13 protein-coding genes are annotated in these 16,793 nt (G+C 65.8%); 2 read left to right on the top strand and 11 right to left on the bottom strand.

Annotated features, from left to right (window positions below):
* The first annotated feature begins 242 nt into the window (after nt 1–242).
* A complete protein-coding gene (locus KBX13_RS04000; RefSeq protein ID WP_256020809.1) occupies nt 243–3,203 on the top strand; it encodes a Rib/alpha-like domain-containing protein in 2,961 nt (986 codons plus the stop codon).
* Between the two features lie 142 nt (nt 3,204–3,345).
* Here KBX13_RS04000 and KBX13_RS04005 read toward each other — a convergent pair whose 3' ends face one another.
* The 3 genes from KBX13_RS04005 to KBX13_RS04015 are packed head-to-tail and all read right to left on the bottom strand — an operon-like array spanning nt 3,346 to nt 6,640.
* Entirely contained in the window at nt 3,346–5,196 is a 1,851-nt protein-coding gene (locus KBX13_RS04005; RefSeq protein ID WP_256020811.1) for a BCCT family transporter, read from the bottom strand.
* Nucleotides 5,197–5,223: 27 nt separating this feature from the next.
* Nucleotides 5,224–5,997: a CPBP family intramembrane glutamic endopeptidase gene (locus tag KBX13_RS04010; RefSeq protein ID WP_256020813.1), complete on the bottom strand. Its 774-nt coding sequence runs from the start codon at nt 5,995–5,997 to the stop codon at nt 5,224–5,226.
* Complete coding sequence (locus tag KBX13_RS04015; RefSeq protein WP_256020815.1) at nt 5,981–6,640, bottom strand: hypothetical protein; 660 nt, start codon at nt 6,638–6,640, stop codon at nt 5,981–5,983. The genes KBX13_RS04010 and KBX13_RS04015 overlap by 17 nt, the downstream gene beginning before the upstream one ends.
* A gap of 36 nt (nt 6,641–6,676) precedes the next feature.
* Here KBX13_RS04015 and KBX13_RS04020 point away from each other — a divergent pair, with 36 nt between their 5' ends.
* Nucleotides 6,677–7,891 carry an alpha/beta fold hydrolase gene (locus tag KBX13_RS04020; protein ID WP_256020817.1) on the top strand — a complete coding sequence of 405 codons (1,215 nt, stop codon included), beginning with the start codon at nt 6,677–6,679 and terminating at the stop codon, nt 7,889–7,891.
* Here KBX13_RS04020 and KBX13_RS04025 read toward each other — a convergent pair.
* The 8 genes from KBX13_RS04025 to KBX13_RS04060 are packed head-to-tail and all read right to left on the bottom strand — an operon-like array spanning nt 7,871 to nt 16,789.
* A complete protein-coding gene (locus tag KBX13_RS04025) occupies nt 7,871–8,779 on the bottom strand; it encodes a ribokinase (protein WP_070478027.1) in 909 nt (302 codons plus the stop codon). The genes KBX13_RS04020 and KBX13_RS04025 overlap by 21 nt on opposite strands.
* A gap of 18 nt (nt 8,780–8,797) precedes the next feature.
* On the bottom strand, nt 8,798–10,123 hold the full coding sequence (locus KBX13_RS04030) for an ABC transporter ATP-binding protein (protein WP_256020818.1): 1,326 nt from the start codon (nt 10,121–10,123) through the stop codon (nt 8,798–8,800).
* Nucleotides 10,107–10,892 carry an ABC transporter permease gene (locus KBX13_RS04035; RefSeq protein ID WP_256020820.1) on the bottom strand — a complete coding sequence of 262 codons (786 nt, stop codon included), beginning with the start codon at nt 10,890–10,892 and terminating at the stop codon, nt 10,107–10,109. The genes KBX13_RS04030 and KBX13_RS04035 overlap by 17 nt, the downstream gene beginning before the upstream one ends.
* Nucleotides 10,889–11,797, bottom strand: coding sequence for an ABC transporter permease (locus KBX13_RS04040; RefSeq protein ID WP_256020821.1), 909 nt, complete (start codon nt 11,795–11,797; stop codon nt 10,889–10,891). Before KBX13_RS04040 ends, KBX13_RS04035 begins: the two co-directional genes overlap by 4 nt.
* Entirely contained in the window at nt 11,794–13,227 is a 1,434-nt protein-coding gene (locus KBX13_RS04045) for an ABC transporter substrate-binding protein (RefSeq protein ID WP_256020823.1), read from the bottom strand. The genes KBX13_RS04040 and KBX13_RS04045 overlap by 4 nt, the downstream gene beginning before the upstream one ends.
* Nucleotides 13,228–13,238: 11 nt before the next feature.
* Nucleotides 13,239–14,225, bottom strand: coding sequence for an LLM class flavin-dependent oxidoreductase (locus KBX13_RS04050; RefSeq protein ID WP_256020825.1), 987 nt, complete (start codon nt 14,223–14,225; stop codon nt 13,239–13,241).
* 9 nt (nt 14,226–14,234) lie between these two features.
* Complete coding sequence (gene brnQ, locus KBX13_RS04055) at nt 14,235–15,599, bottom strand: branched-chain amino acid transport system II carrier protein (RefSeq protein WP_256020826.1); 1,365 nt, start codon at nt 15,597–15,599, stop codon at nt 14,235–14,237.
* Nucleotides 15,600–15,658: 59 nt separating this feature from the next.
* Nucleotides 15,659–16,789, bottom strand: a complete 1,131-nt coding sequence (locus KBX13_RS04060) for a phosphotransferase (RefSeq protein ID WP_256020828.1) — start codon at nt 16,787–16,789, stop codon at nt 15,659–15,661.
* Nucleotides 16,790–16,793: the final 4 nt, after the last annotated feature.

Here is a 16,793-nt window from a genome sequence, read left to right on the forward strand (position 1 = left end):
CCGCGCGAGTGCGTGGTGGATGTTTTTGTGACCTTGAAGTTTCGTTAGTGTGCGGCGCCTGTTTGTGACCAGGCGCTGAAAATGTACTGAATGGGCCAAGGTGTGACAGCTCGTAAACGTGCAGGCAGGAGAATTGTCTACCGTGTTTCATATGTTTTTGTCGGGCTAATTAGGATGCGTGTTTTCGGGAAACTTTGAAGTAGCATCAGGGCGATTTTATTGCCTCCGAAAGGACACCCCTCATGCGAAACTTTGGAGCGTCCCGCGCCGCCCGCCGACGTGCGCTGATCGCCGGAACCATCATCTGCTCACTCGCGCTTAACGACGCGCCCGCTCTCGCGGCGGACCCGCACCCCGCTGTAGAGCAGGCACAATCTGAAAATGACGCCATCGCCGCCGGCCGCGTCACCTCGTTGGAGCAGATCGAGCAGCAGCAGGTGCAGGGAGTCGTGCAGGGCCGCGCAGTGCTGGCTACGGACGCCTACTCGCTGAATGCACAACAGCAGGGACTTGGAAACGGCTACACCGTCTACCTGCAGTGGATGGACAACACGTCCCCGGCGTCGCCAGTGTTCACTGCGAGCACCCACACACTTGCCGACGGCACCCCTCCGGGAGAAGGCTACTTCGTCTTCGACAACCTCGACTGGGTCGACTCCGAAGGCGCCCTGCACCGCTTCGCCCCGGAATCTGGAGGCAAACGGACCCGCTACAAGCTGTGGCTGCGCCCCAACCAGCAAGGCCCCGCTGGCAACACCCTGGTCACGCTGCGCCAGGGACCAGGTTCCGGTGTCGGATTCATGAGCCCCGACACCGACGAATTACTCGGCGCCAAAGTCATCGAAGGCTCCGCACTGACGCACGCCCACATCTACGCCTCCGAACAACCCTCCACCGCCGACGCCCCCTTCGCGTTCGCCCGCCCGCGCGCTGAGTGGCAACTCGACGAGCACGGCCCCGCCGGAGATCGACCACAGTACTCAGTCTCCGGCGCGGTGTACTGGTCCAGTATCAACCAGGAAGACGGATTCCCGCGCAAAACCGAAGGCCAAGATGGCGACGGCCACTACGTGGTGATGAGCCGGTTGAGCGAAGAGGGCGTCGAAAAGCTCAGCGAGGCCACCGGCGACATCGCAGACCCTGCCGAGCTTTCCCGCGCACAAGCCGCATACCTGCGCGAACACCCCGAAGCGATCGCTGAAACCGTGATGGCCAAGGTCGAGCACGGCCACTACACCGTGCGATTCAGCGGCCGCGTAACCGAAGACTCGCTGTACGGCTTCGTCGTCGCAGGCTCGAAGCACTCTGGGCCAACGCAGCAGGTGCTCCCGGCGTACTCGGGATGGTCCGTGCCGATGTTTGGCCCCGCCGGCGAACACTCCGTACTCCCCGCAGCCCAGTACCGCGCGGAAGGCATCTTCGCCGCCGACGGCGTCCACTTCGCCCTCGTCCCCGACGCCTCCGACCCCCGCCTCCACCTCAGCGCCTCCACCGGCCTGCACCGCGCCGCGCCTGGAGCCGACGTGCACCCCTTCGTAGAAATGGTTTCCGCACTTGGCCAGTCCGCCGACATCGAGTGGACCAACGCACGAGGCGAAATCGTCGGCGCCTGCAACGACGACAACCTCAACACCTGCACCTTCACCGTCCCCGATGACACCCCCGACGGCGCCACCTTCCAGGGTCGATTGATGCTCGAGTCCCAAATTGTGGACTCCGCGCAATTCTCAGTCAGCGCCAAACCACTCGCCGAGGACTACCAGCCGGAATGGCAACCAATCACCGTCGAGGCAGGGAAGCGCACCACGGCGCCGTCACCCACACTCGCCCCCACAAGTCGTCCCGCGCCTGACGACATCAGCTTCGCCCGCGACGCCCACACACAAGATTGGGTCACCGTATCCTCCGACGGTTCCCTCACTGTCGCACCGCCCGCCGGGACAAAGGCCGGGCGCCACGACGTCCCGGTTTTGGTTACCTACCCGGACCAGTCCACCGAGACGGTTACTGTCGCTGTGACAGTGTCCGCAGCTGAGGCTGAGGCCACGCCGTCGAGTTCGGCGCCGAGTGTGGTGCCGAGTGTAGCGCCTAGTTCGACGTCTACTCCGAAGTCGAAGCCGTCCGCGCCGCGGACAACTACGTCTGCTCCGTCGAGTGCTGAAAGTTCCACGCCGCGGACAACCGCGAAGCCGAAGCCTTCAACTGCAACGTCTGCTCCGAAGACCTCTCCGCGGACAACCGCAACCACCAAGCCGTCCGCCCCGCGGACAACCGCAACCACCAAGCCGTCCGCCCCGCGGACAACCGCAACGACGAAACCGTCCGCGCCGCGGACAACCGCGAAGCCGAAACCGTCAGCCACGACGTCTGCTCCGAAGTCCACGCCGCGGACAACCGCAACGACGAAACCGTCCGCGCCGCGGACAACCACGACCACGACCACGAAACCGTCGGCTACGAGGCCGGCACCGAAGTCCACGCCGCGGACAACTAGGCCTGCTTCGTCGAGTGCTGAAAGTTCCGCGCCGCGGACAACCACGACCACCAAGCCGTCCGTCCCGCGGACAACCACGACCACGAAACCGTCGGCTACGAGGCCGGCTCCGAAGTCCACGCCGCGGACAACCGCAACGACCAAACCGTCTGCCCCGCGGACAACCACGACCACGAAACCGTCGGCTACGAGGCCGGCTCCGAAGTCCACGCCGTGGACAACCGCAACGACCAAACCGTCCGCCCCGCGGACAACTAGGCCTGCTCCGTCGAGCGCTGAAAGTTCCGCCCCGCGGACAACCGCGACCACGAAACCGTCCGCCCCGCGGACAACGAAGGCACCGACTTTGGATGCCCTCGTTGAGGGGGTGACAGAGCTCCGAGGTGGCGCTGACCATGCGGGGCAGAGGCTAACAGTGTCGGTAACAGGTCAGGGCGAGTCGGCTGTGCAGGCGAACAACAAAAAGAGGTGGAGTCTCCGGTTGTCGCGGCCGTTGCGTGCGGGGGACGTCGTGAAGGTTCGTGATGCTGCCGGCAACGAAACGAAAATGACTGTTCAAGCGAAACCGACGGCAGCACCTACGCCAGGCTCCTCGACGGGCAGCATCGTTGGTATCGTGCTCGGAATCTTGGCGGTGTTGATCGGTGGTGCTGTCGCGTTCGGGCTGCACACGGGTATGTTGAAGCTGCCCGGGGTGCTGCATCGATGAGGTGAGGCTCGGCCGTAAAACCTAAAAGGTAGTAACAGGATGGTAGTAATCCCTTTTTCGGGGTCCAAAATCCGGATTACTACAATCCTGTTACTCCCATTTGCGCAAAGGGCGCTGATGAGCCGAGCTGGTCGGCGCCCAACTAGTCCTTCTTGGACTCAGAATCAGAACCGGAGTCCTCGGCCTCGTAGCCGTCGGCCCACGTGCCGGTTTCGTAGTCGTAGCCGACGTTTTCGCCGTCTTCGTTGGTGCGCTGGTACCAGTCGGTGACGTGGGCGGCGGTGGAGTCGAAGTCGGCGCCGGCGCCTTTGCCTTCGTCGGCTTGGTTGACGGTGAGTTCGAAGTCGTCGCCGTACTCTTCGAGGCCCTTGATGACGGCGGCGCGCATCGCGGAGCGCGCGTAGGTGTTGCGGATCGCGAGTGGGTCGGTGGAGAGATCCCGCAGGAAGGCGATGCCGATGAAGATCAGGATGACGGAGAAGGGCAGCGCGGAGAGAATAGTCAGGGACTGTAGGCCGGACAGCGCGTCTTCGCCGCCGGTCAGGAGCATGACGACGGCGATGCCCATCATGCATGCGCCCCAGAACAACACGATGAGCTTCTTCGGTGCCGGGTCGCCCTTGGAGGACATGGTGCCCATGACGACGGAGGCGGAGTCGGCTGAGGTGATGAAGAAGATCGAGAGGATGACGATCAGGAGCACCGAGGTGATGCTGTACAGCGGTAGCTGCTCAAACATGGCGTAGAGGACGCTTTCGGTGGAGCTGGTGCCGTCAAAACCTGGGATGTTATCCCGGTTGAAGGAGATGGTGGTGCCACCGAAGATGGTGAACGCGAGGATGAGCACGGTCGTCGGTACGACGATGGTGACGATGACGAACTGGCGCAGCGTGCGGCCGCGGGAGATGCGGGCGATGAACATGCCGACGAACGGGGTCCACGCGATCCACCATGCCCAGTAGAAGGCAGTCCAGGCCGACTGGAAGTCGAGGGTTTCCGTGCCCCAGGTCAGCGAACGGGACGCCATATCCATGTACTTGTCGACGTACGCGATGGTGCCGGACGGGATCAGGTTCGTGAGGAACAGGGTCGGGCCGGTGACGAACACGAAGAAGATCGCGCCGAGCGTCAGGGTGATGTTGATGTTGGAGAGGATGCGCACGCCCTTGGACACGCCGGAGACGGCGGAGATCATGAAGCCAGTGGACAGCAGCATGACGATGGCGATGAGCACGCCGGTGGATACTTCGATGCCGCCAACGATGGAAACGCCTTCGGTGATTTGCAGCGCGGCAATGCCGAGGGAGGCTGCGGTGCCGAAGAGGGTGGCGACGATCGCGAGGATGTCGACGATCTTCCCGGTCCACGCAGCGCCGCCCTTGGTCAGCGGGTTGAAGATGGAGGAAAGGAGGGAGACGCGGCCGCGTCGATAGGTGGAGTAGGCGAGTGCGCCGCCGACGAGCGCGTACGCGGACCACGGCGAAACGCCCCAGTGGAAGTGGGACTGCGCCATCGCTTGGTGTAGGGCTTCGGGGGTTTCGGCGTCGACAGTCAGCGGTGGTGGGGTGATGTAGTGGGTGAGCGGTTCGGAGGGGCCGAAGAAGAAGATGCCGACGCCAATACCTGCGGCGAACATCATGGCGATCCACGAGAAGAAGGAGTACTCCGGCTCCTCGTCGTCCTTGCCGAGCTTGATGGTGCCGAAGCGTGAGAACGCGATGACGAGCATCAGGACGACGCAGCCGGACATGATGATGTTAAACAGCCAGCCGAAGTTGTACATGCCCCAGTTCAGTGCGTTGCCGGCGACTTCGCCGACGGTGTCTGGGGCGCTGATGCCCCAAATGATGAACGCGACGATGAGCACCGCTGTGACACCGAAGACGAGTTTGTCCACCCCGAATCGGTTGCGTTGTTCTTCTACGCTGATCCCGGGGACGAGTCCGGGGTGCATGTCGTCGGGATAGGCGGGTGCAGCATTGGTGCTGGACATGAGGTTCTCCTTGAGATTGTGAGTCTCTTAGTTAACCGCATCCGGGACGATATGGCTAGTTGGGTCCGGACGTTTTCGGCGGTTGATAGCCAGGAGGAGCAGGGTCGTGCCGATGGTGAACGCGGAGGAAAACGCGAGGTCAACCCACCCAAGTTCGGTGGGGCTGGCGTCGGGTTCGATGAAGAAAACAGAGATATTATTAAACGCGTGCATCACCACCGCAGCTTCGAGCCCACCGGTGTACCAGACCAGGACTGAGACGCAGAGGGTGAACACGAGGATGTCGGTGAGCCCGATCCAGTTGTACTCATGTAAAGCGACGAAGGGGATGACGGGTACCGCGTACGCCACCCACGGCGAGCGCACCCACGTGCCGACGATCTGGGGGATAGCGCCGCGGAACACGAACTCTTCCGCCGCCGCCTGAAACGGCGTGATGAGCACGTACATCAGCAGGATTGGCGTGAGGTCGATGTCCTCCCACGGCGTGGTCAGACCGAACAGCAACAACATGACCAGGCTGCTGCGAAGCACGATTGGCCAGCGCACGCGGCCCGCCACGCTGACGAGCAGCGCCGGATCGCGCCCGGCCGCTCGAGCTGCGAGAAACGCCGCCGGTAGTGTCAGCGCGAGGCTGAGCACGATGGCCAGCTGGGAGTCCATGTCGCCGGTTACGTCCAGAAACGCGACGGCTGCAAGGGTGAACGCGAGGAAGAACGCGACGAGTAGCAGCGCCTCCACGAGCCCGCGCCACCACGGCCGTTCAGCGGCGAGGAGGTGGTACTCAGGGTAGGGCTGCAACGGCGACCTCCAGCGCGATGCTCGCGGAAGCACCCGGGATCAGGGTCACGCCGCGGCGGTCTTCGCCGAGCAGCGCTGGCTCCACGCACACGAAGTGCGCCCAGTCGTCGTCGCCGAGGTCCTCGGCTACGCGGCAGACGTCGGGGCCCGGGTTCCACACCACGAGGTGGTCGGTGCCGGTGCAGGTAAACGTGAGCTCGCGGGTGGCGTCGCGGAGGACGGCGCTGGTCGCTCCGGCGATCACGGCGTCGGTCTCCTCGCCGAAGCGCAGCGGGCCGTCCACCGTCTTCAACTTGCCGTCAGTTTTGTCGAGGAAGCGGGAGCCGTCGACACCCGAGAGTTCCGCTGTCGCCGCGTCGCAGGCCCAGTAGGGGTGCAGTGCGATCTGGACGGGCCGCGGGGTGGTCGCCCCGTTGGTGATGGTCAGTTCGAAGCGCGAGCGGGCGTCGTCAAGCTGGGTGCGGAAGACGAGGTGGAAGTTGTCGTGGCTCACGCGCATCGTGTCGCCGTCGTGTTGCCACTCGAGGCTGGTTGCCCAGCCGTGCATCTGCTCGCCGAGGGTCTGTGCGAACCACGGGGCGACTACTGGGATGCCTCCGTGGGCCGGATTGTGCTGGGAATGAAAAAACAGTGGTTGTGTCACGGCTCCCAATGCTAGTGGGGGTATAGCATGAGGGCCATGTCTCTGTTTGCTTCCTCTCTCCACTGCGTTGATGTTCCCTTCGAGCGCGAGGGGGTGCAGCTGTTCGCGCGCATCGTGCGCGGCGCCACAACCGCGAAGGACGCGCCGGCGCTGCTCTTCCTCCAGGGCGGGCCAGGCTTCCCGAGCCCGCGCGAGCGCTTCGAGTGGATCGAGTACGCCACCAAGCGCGGCTACCAAGTGGTGCTGCTGGATCAGCGTGGCACGGGCCGCTCCTCCCGCATCGATCGCGCCATGCTTGGCGACGCCACCATCGACTTCACCCGCCTGCGCGCCGACGCCATCGTGGACGACGCGGAAGCGCTGCGCCGCACGCTGGGGCTGGCGAAGTGGGACGCGCTGGGCCAGTCCTTCGGCGGGTTCTGCCTGGTGCACTACATGCTGCGCTACCCGGAGTCGCTGCGTGCGGCGCTGTTTACGGGTGGGTTGCCCTCGATCAGCAGGGGCGTGGACGAGGTGTACGAGGCGACGTTCGCCACCGTGCGGGCCCGCCACGAGGAGCTCTTCGAGGCAGTGCCGTGGGCGCAGGAGCGCATCGCGGAGGTGTGCGAGCACCTCGAGCAGCGCGAGGAGTTCCTGCCAACCGGGGAGCGGCTGAGCGCGCGGCGTTTCCGGACCATCGGCACGCTGTTGGGGCAGGAGGGCGGCGCGGGCACGATCGCGGCGCTGCTCGAGGCCCCCTTCCACCCGAATGGTGCGATGCGCACGGACGTGCTTGCGCAGATCGGCGCGCTGGTCAGCTACGAGTCTGGCCCGCTCTACGGGGTGATCCACGAATCCATCTACGGCGGTACCGTACCGGGTGCGACCGCGTGGTCGGCGCAGCGCGTCGCCGAGCGCACTCCCGGCTTCGGCGCCGGCGAAGGGTTGCTCACCGGCGAGCACGTCTTCCCGTTCCAATTCGACGAGGACCCGGCGCTGCGCCCCTTCAAACAGGCAGCGCACGAGCTGGCGGCCAAGGACGATTGGCCCAACCTTTACGCCGGGGCTGCAGGGTTCAACGCAGCCGACCACGGGATTCGGACCGCGGCGGCCGTCTATACGCAGGATATGTACGTGCCGCGCCAGTTCTCCCTCGAGACCGCCGAGGCACTCGGCATCAACGTGTGGGAAAACGACCAGATGCAGCACGACGGGTTGCGCAGACACGGCGAGACCGTGCTGGGTGCGCTGTTAGAAATCGTAGGCGTCTAGCTCGACGGCGCTCGGGTAGGAGGGCTGCGCGCCGGGCTTCGTTACAGCGATCGCGCCGACCTTCGCCGCGACCTTCGCGGCCTCGTCCAGGGTGTCGCCCTCAACCAGGCGGTGGCACAGCGCGCCCGCGAACGCGTCACCAGCGCCAACCGTGTCGACGGCCTCCACCCGAGGCGTGGCCACCGGGCGCAACCCATCCGCGTCGGCGATGAGCGCCCCGGCCGCACCGAGGGTGAGCACGACGGAGGCGAAGCCGGCGTCGAGAAGCTGCTGGGCGAGCTGCTCCGGGGGCTCCTGCGGGGAGACGCCGAGCTGCTCGAGGATGAGGCCGGCCTCGTGCTCGTTGGCGAGCAGCGGGTCGGCGGCGAGCAGTGCTGCGCGGTCCACCTCCACGACGGGGGCAAGGTTGACCACGACGCGCGCACCGTGGGCCTGCGCCAGCTCGACCGCCTTGGCGAAGCCGTCCGCGGGGATCTCGCCCTGCAGCAACACGAGTGAGGCGTCCTCGATGGCGGCGACGTGGCGCTCAACGTGGTTCGCGTCCACCTCGGCGTTCGCGCCGGGCACGACCAGGACGGTGTTCTCGCCATCGGCGGCCACGGTGATCACAGCAAGGCCGGTGACCTCCTCTTTCTGCTCGACGTGGGTGAGGTCCACACCCGCGACCTCCAGGAGCGCGAGCGCCGGTGCCGCGTTCGAGTCCTTACCAACCGCGCCGACTAGCGCCACATGCGCGCCCAGCTTCGCGGCTGCGCACGCCTGGTTGGCGCCCTTGCCTCCGGCGGTGAGCCCGCCGCCTTCGCCCAGTAGGGTTTCGCCCGGGTTAGGGTGGCGGGCAACGTTGACGGTGAGGTCTGCGTTAATGGAACCAACTACTACGATCTTCATACCCACCCACAGTAGCGCCTAAAACATGCTGTCGATGAGGCGCCGCGTGTATTCGTGCTGCGGATTACGCAGGACGTCCTGCGTGCGGCCCTCCTCCACGATTTCGCCCTCGTGCATCACGATCGTGCGAGGGCACAGCGCGCGCACCACGCCGAGGTCGTGGGAGACGAACACGAGGGTGGAGGCGAGCTCGTCGAGCAGGGTGAGCACCTGGTTACGCAGGGTGGCGTCGAGGGCGGAGACGGGCTCGTCCGCAAGCAGGATATCGGGGGTGGCGGCGGTCGCGCGCGCGATAGAGATGCGCTGGCGCTGCCCGCCGGAGAACTCGCGGGGCAAGCGTCGCTCGGTGCCCTCGAGGCCCACCGCGGCAAGCACCTCGCGGGCCCGCCGCGTATCGACGCCCGCCTCCTCCACCGACGCCCCGACCCGCATCCGCGGGTCCAGGGAAGAGTAGGGGTCCTGGAACACCATCTGGCAGCCGCCGTTGATGCGGACCTCCCCGGAGTCGACGCCGCGCAAGCCCGCGATGACGTGCAGGAGGGTGGTCTTGCCGGAGCCAGAACCGCCCACGATGCCGATGCGCTCGCCCCGGCGGACCTCCAGGTTCACGTTGCGTAGTGCTTTGGTGGTGCCGCGGGTGACGGAGACGTCGCGAAGCGTGACCACGGGCGCGCCTACCTCGCGTGGCGCAGTCGCGAGCGTGGGCAGCGTCGGGTTGAGCAGTTTGCGCGAGTAGGCGCTGTCCGTCGGCTCGATCGACCCAGCGCGAAACACCAGAACTTCCTGCGTCATGTGCCTGACCACCGGCATGTCGTGGGAGATGAACAGCAGCCCCATGCCGCGGCGGCGGACCACGGCGTCGATGAGGTCCAGGATCTGGCGTTGGACGGTGACGTCAAGGGCGGTGGTGGGCTCGTCGCAAAGCAAGAAATCGGGGTCGCCGGCGAGGGCAAGCGCGATGAGCACGCGCTGGCGCTGCCCGCCGGAGAGCTCGTGCGGGTAAGCCTCGGGGCGGTCGACGCCGACTTCCTGCAGCAGGTGCCGCGGCACGACCTTGCCGATCTTCTTGAGCGGGTCGAGTGCCGTCATGGGTTCTTGGAAGACCATTGCGACGCGAGAGCCGCGCACGCGGCGGCGGGTCCGCTCGGAGGTGCCGACCATTTCGACGCCGTCGACGGTGATGGAGCCTTCGGCGGGGAGGTCCGTGAGCCCCATGATGGATAGCGCCGTGAGTGACTTGCCGGAGCCGGACTCGCCGATGATGCCGAGGCGCTGGCCGCGCTCGAGCGTGAAGCTGATGCCGTGCAGCAGGCCCTCGATGCGGAGGTTAGAAACGTTGATCACGGCGGCCTCCTGCTACGTTGCACGCGAGAATCGTCAGCGCGATGGCCAGCGCCGGCCACAGCGCAAGGTGCGGGGCTGTGGCCAGGTAAGGCTGGCTGGCCTGCAGCATCCGGCCCCAGGACGCGTAGGGCGCCTGCACGCCGAAGCCGAGGAAGGATAGGCCCGACTCGGCCAGCACCGCCATGGAAAACGCCACCGCGATCTGGGTGATGACCACCGGCAGGATGTTCGGCAGCACGTGGCGCCACGCCACCATAATCCCAGGCACCTTGTTCAGGCGCGCGGCCAGGATGTAGTCCTGGGACATCACGCGAAGCGTGGCCACGCGCGAGACACGGACGAACCCGGGGATACCCGCGATGCCAAGGGCGAGCACCACGATCCACATGCTGGCGCCGAATGCAGCGGTCAACGCGATGGCCAGCAGCAGCGCCGGAAACGCCATGAGCACGTCGCTGCCGCCCATGATGGTGCGCTCCGTCCAGGAGCGGCGCATGCCCGCGAGCACCCCGAGCGGCACGCCCACAATCAGGGAGAGCGCCGCGGCACCTGCGCTCGCAGCAACGGTGTAGCGCGCGCCCATCATGATGCGCGAGAGTAGGTCGCGACCCAGCTCGTCGGTGCCGAGCAAGTGCGTAGCGCTTGGTGCGGCGAGGCGCTGCGCCGGCATGGCCTGCAGCGGGTCGTAGGGCGTCCACACCAGGGAGAGCACCGCCACGAACACGATCGCCCCCAGCGTTATCCACCCAGCTATTCGTTTCGGGTTCACTTCGCCCTCCTGACACGGGGGTCAACGACCCCGTAGGCGATGTCCACGAGCGCGTTGACCAGTAGCGTAAACGCCACCAGCAGCATCATCGTGGACTGCACCGCCGTGATATCACGGTTTCGCACCGAGTCCAGCAGGAAAGAGCCAAGGCCGGGGATGGCGAAGACCTGCTCCACAACCACGGCGCTGACCACCAGCGCGGACAGCTGGATCCCCACCACCGTGAGCACCGGCAGTGCGGCGTTGCGAAGCACGTGCTCGCGCACCACCTGCGCCATGCTTGCACCGGTAGAACGCGCGGTGCGTACGTAGTCGCGCTCGAGCTCCTCGGAAACCGCGGTGCGGATATACCTCGCTAGGATCGCCGTCTGCACGGCGGTCAGCGACAGCACCGGCAACACCGCGTGCGCAGCCGTGCCCCACCCGTTGGCAGGCAACCAGCCCAAACGCACCGAGAACACCGCCACGGCCACAATGCCGACAACAAAGCTCGGCACCGCCATGCCCAACTGTGTCAGCCCGGACAGCACCGCACTGTTTCGCTGCGCCAGCCAGATCCCGACAGGAAGCGCGATGGCCAGCGACAACACCATCGCAGCCACCGCCAACACCAGCGAGACCTCCGCGCGCTGCCAGATCACCGGGCCCAGGTCCGCGCCGCTGGCCAGCGACACCCCGAAGTCACCGCGCAGCATCGCGACAATCCAGCTCACGTATTGGGCCACCAGCGGGCGGTCCGTCCCTAACGTGTGCGACAGCTCCGCCACCGCTTCATCCGAGGCGTTGAGCCCAAGCGCGATGCGCGCCGGGTCGCCTGGGATGGCGCGCAGCAGCAGGAAGATCACCACGCTGGCCGCAGCGAGTAGCGCGAGTAGTCGCAGGAGCGTTGATGCAACGTGTTTCATCGGCGCACCTCGTTCAGCGGCAGGGAGTCGGTGACCACGTTCGGGTCGAGCCCGTGCACGCCCGGCGCGTAGAGCACGATGTTCGGCGCGTTAACCAGGGTGAGCGCCCCGGCATCCGCCATGATGGTGTCCACCGCGGCCCGCAGGTCGCCCTGCGCCATGAGCTCGCGGGCGTGCGCGGAGTCGTAGCCGAAGTAGTAGTCCGGGTTGCCGAACATGTGCACCATGTCGCGCGGCTCCACGTGCGAGATAATCGACGCCTGATAGTCGTGCTGCTTGTGCACCTTGTTCAGCCACACCGCCGGGAACTCCACGGTGTGCAGCGTGACACGGAAGCCGACGCTGCGAAGCTGGGAGTAGATGAGCTCGCTGGCGGTCTGCGCGTACGGCAGGCTGGGCACCTCGATGGTGACCTCAGGGGTGCGCCCGGCGAGCAGCTCCCGTGCCTTGTCCGGGTCGAAGGGGTAGTAGTTGGTGCCGGTAAACCATGGGTCGGTTGGTGGGACGGGGGCGCCGCCGGTGTCGGTGGCAAGCCCGTTGTAGACCACCGCGTTGAGCGCGTCACGGTCGATGGCGTAGGCGGCGGCGCGCCGCACGGTGACGTCGTCGAAGGGTGCGGCCTTGTTGTTCATGCTGAAGACCACCTCGCCGTTGGTGGTACCGACGGCGGTGGTGATGTCTTCAGGCAAAGCGTCGAGTAGCTGCGGCGCCTGCATCGCCCACACGACGTCCACATCGCCCACGCGCAGCGCGTTGACCGCAGCGATGGCGTCGCCGAAGTAGCGGATCATGGCCCCGCTTTGCGGCTTTGTGCCCCAGTAATCGGGCCGCGGGTCGAAGGCAATCGAGTGGCCGGGCTCAAACGAGCGCAGCGTGTACGGCCCGGTGCCCAACGGGTTTCGAGCGAGCCTTCCCACGGAGTCGGGCGTCATCATCGCGCCCGTCATCGTTCCCATGGACCACAGCCACTGCTCGCTCGGTGTCTTCAGTGTCACCTCGAGCGTGCGCGGGTTCACCGCGCGCGCGGATGCGACCGGGTCCATATTCTCCTTGATGCCGTTGACCCAGGAGTCTTTCACGTAGTTGATGGAGAAGACGGCGTCGCTGGCGTCGAAGGGGGAGCCGTCGGAAAAGGTCACGCCCTCGCGCAGGTCGAAGGTGTAGACGGTGCCGTCGTCGCTTACGCGCCACGAGGTCGCCAACCACGGCTGGGGCTCGCCGTTGGCGTCGATACGCACGAGCGTCTCATAGATGTTGCCCATCAGCGCCTGTGGTGCCGCGGCACCACCGATGGAGGTGAAGTCGAGGCCCGCAGGGGGCCCTTGCGTTGCGACGACCACATCCTCCCTGGGCGTCGCGGGACCACACGCAGCGAGGCTCAGTCCGAGCGCGGACGCCATCAGCCCGCGCGACAGGGTGCTGAAATGCATGAGTGTAGAGTCTAGCGGTCCCAGACTCCTGCGAGAATTTCCATCGAACGCAGCGCCTCTTCATGCGTTGGGGCCTGCAGCGAAATCATCAACTCGTCCGCGTGCGCGGTGGCGGCGAAGTCGGTGAGGTAGTCGCGGACCTGATCACCGGTACCGGCCGCGGTGTAGCGCAGCATGCCGATGATCTGCTGGCCCTGTGGGGAGCGCACGACCTCGTCGAGCTGTTCATCGTTGAGCATGGTGCCGCGGCGGCCGATCATGGCGCGCACCCGGTTGCGGTGCACCAGGTGGGTCTGGCGCTCGGCGTCCTCGGCGGTGTCCGCGGCGGTGACGTTTACGGCCGCGATGCAGTAGGGCTCCGGGTAGCGCTCGGACGGCTCGTAGTTCTCCTTGTAATACGCCGTGGCCTGCTCCAGCATGTTGGGCGCGAAGTGGGAGGCAAACGAGTACGGCAGACCGAGCTTCGCTGCGAGCGACGCCCCGAACATAGAGGAGCCGAGGATGTACAGCGGCACGTTGGTGCCTGCGCCCGGCACGGCGGTCACCCCGGCCAGCGGGGAGTTGTCGCTCAACCACGCCTGTAGCTCGAGCACGTCTTCCGGGAAGTGCTCGGCCGCCCGCGGGTCGCGCCGCAGGGCGCGGCCGAGCGTTTGCTGGTCGGTGCCCGGGGCGCGGCCAAGGCCAAGGTCGATGCGGTTCGGGTAGAGCTCCTCGAGCATCCCGAACTGCTCCGCAACCACGTACGGCGAGTGGTTCGGCAGCATCACGCCACCGGCGCCGAGCCGGATGCGCTCGGTCTTCGCTCCGATGTGGGCGATGAGCACCGAGGGCACCGAGGAGACAATGCTGTGCATGTTGTGGTGCTCGCTGTACCAAATACGAGAGAACTCCAGCGATTCCGCCTTCTGTGCGAATGCAACGGAGCGCTGCATTGCGTCGGCGACGGACTCGCCGGAGTATCTGGTGCAAAAATCAATCAGTGAGAGTGGGGTAGACATGGCCCCACACTACGCGTTGACGTCCTCCGCGTGTTGCTTCGGGCGGGCCAGGTCCACGACCAGGCCAATGACGAACGCGACGACCACCGGCAGGACCCAGCCGAGGCCCGCGGAGTCGAGCGGAGCCCACGTCACCAGCGGACGCAAGGCGTCGGCGCCCCAGTCCAGGGAAATGAAGGTCTCGATTGCGGACCAGACCACAGCAACCCAGATCGGCAGGAAGAACGCCCAGCGGAAGGTCAGGCGGCGCTTGAACGCTGGCTCGACCAGGGTGACGAAGATCAAGGCAATGGCCGGCGGGTACAGGAAGCCGATGACCGGTGCGGCAATCGTCATCACGAAGTCCAGGCCCTGGGTCGCGATGACCATCGAGGCGATGGTGAAGATGACTGCCCATGTGCGGTAGGCGCCGCCAAACTCGGTGGAGAAGTACTCTGCGGTCGCGGTGATTAGGCCGACTGCGGTGGTCAGGCAGGCCAGCAGCACGATCAGTGAGAAGATGACCTGGCCCGCCTGGCCCATCGTCAGGTTGGAGGCTTCAGCCAGCAGGCCTGCGCCGTTATCGAACTGGTCGGAGTCCGGCATCACGCGACCGATCATGCCCAGCCCGACGTAGATGAGTGCCAGCAGCGCGCCCGCACCGACGCCAGCTGCGATGGTGCCGTTGACCAGCTTCTTGCCCTCAGGGAAGCCCTTCGAACGCAGCGTGGAAATCACAACAATGGAGAAGGCCAGCGCGGCGATGGAGTCCATCGTCAGGTAGCCCTCCAGCAGGCCGGTCGGGTACGGGCCGGACTGGTAGTGCTCCGAAGGGGCGGAAGGCTCTACGTCCCAGCGGAACAGCGAAACGGCGATCATCACGATCAGCAGGATGACCAGCGCCGGAGTGAGGAACTTACCGAGCTTTTCCATGATGGTGTTCGGGTTCCAGCTCAGCGCCAGGGCAATGCCGAAGAAGATGACGTTGAACACGCCCGAGGCGAACAGGCCGGACACACCGAACAGCGGGGTGATGGCCGTTTCCATCGACACCGCGCCGGTACGTGGCAGCGCGTAGAACGCGCCGATGGACAGGTAGGCGAGCACCGGGAAAACGACACCGAAGATGCTGCCGGCGCGCTGCGCGAGGTCGCGCACGTTCGTGCCGGACAGGGCAATAGCGATGACCGCCAGCACCGGCAGCAGGGCGCCGGTGCTGAGGAAGCCGAGGATGGCAGGCCAGAAGTTATCGCCTGCCTGGACGGCCAGGATTGGTGGGAAAATCAGGTTGCCGGCACCGAAGAACATGGAAAACAGTGCCAGCGCGGTGACGACGACCGCCTGGGTGGAGTTCCCCTGTTTCGTGCCCGTTTGAGCGTTCTGTGTATGGTCCATTGCCACACAGTACAACACACAGCGAAAAAATGGGAAATCTTTTCCATTCTGTGAGACGTTTATACGAGTGTTTCGATCGCCCTCAACGGAATCTCCACCCAATCTGGGCGGTTGTTCGCCTCGTACACCACCTCGTACGCAGCCTTATCCACCACGTACGCTGCAAGAACCGGGTCCTCGCTTGCGGGGGCAGTGCCGTAACCCTCCAACAGCTTTTCGACGTGCTCCCGCTCCCAGGCAGCGTCAAACCCGCCCACAGCCGCGGCGTACCCGTAGGAGCGGATCATCCCAGCGACATCGCGCAGTGGGTGATCCGGCAGACGGCGCTCCTGCAGCGGGCGGGCTGGCTCGCCCTCGAAGTCGATGAGGAACCACTGGGAATCCGTCTTCAGCGTCTGTCCAAGGTGGAGGTCGCCGTGGACGCGCTGCGTGGTCAGGGTCGGAGCGGCGGTGGTGGCGGAGCTGGCGTCGAGAAGCGAGTAGAGCTTCAGGATGCGCTCGCGGTACTGCTCGAGCACCGGCGCGCGCTGAATGTAGGAGTCGAGGTGTCGCGTCAGTCGCGTGCGCAGCGCCGACGGACTGGCGGTCTCGGTGGGGAAGGCCTCGGCGAGCGCGGTGTGTACCTGGCGGATCGCCGTGCCGAGTGCCTCAGTGTCGCTGGTGTCGAGCGTGCCGCCCGTGGCGAGCACGAAGCCGTCGGTGCCACCCACGATGCAGTCCTGCTGCATCGCAAGGGTCTGGCCGTCGCGGGTGGCGTAGCCGCGCACCGCGGCGACCGCTGGGCAGTCTGCGATCTGGCTCAGCAGCTCCACGTCTGGGTTCAGCCCGTCCTCGAGGCGGCGGAACACCTTGACGATGTGCTCGCCGACCACCAGTGAGGTGTTGGACTGCTCGGCACCGAGCGGGCGCGCGCCGGCGGAGTCGATGGCGCCCTCTACCGCGCCGAAGGATGCGACGTTAGCCAGGTAGGCCTCGGCGCCCTCGGGGGTGTGCAGGACGTCGTGGGTGCCGGTGGCGTCGACAAACACTTGGTAGTGGTCGACTGTGCCGCCGTGGTGCACCGCGAGAATCTGCCAGGTGAAGCGCTCACCGGTGGTTGGGGAGGTGACATCTTCCGCGGCGACGACGTCGATGGCGTCGACTGGCTCGGACTTCGCGCCGTAGAAGCGCTGCGCAGCAATATCAATCATGTGA

The sequence above is a fragment of the Corynebacterium sp. CCUG 51687 genome (assembly GCF_024453995.1).
Lineage (GTDB): Bacteria > Actinomycetota > Actinomycetes > Mycobacteriales > Mycobacteriaceae > Corynebacterium > Corynebacterium pseudogenitalium.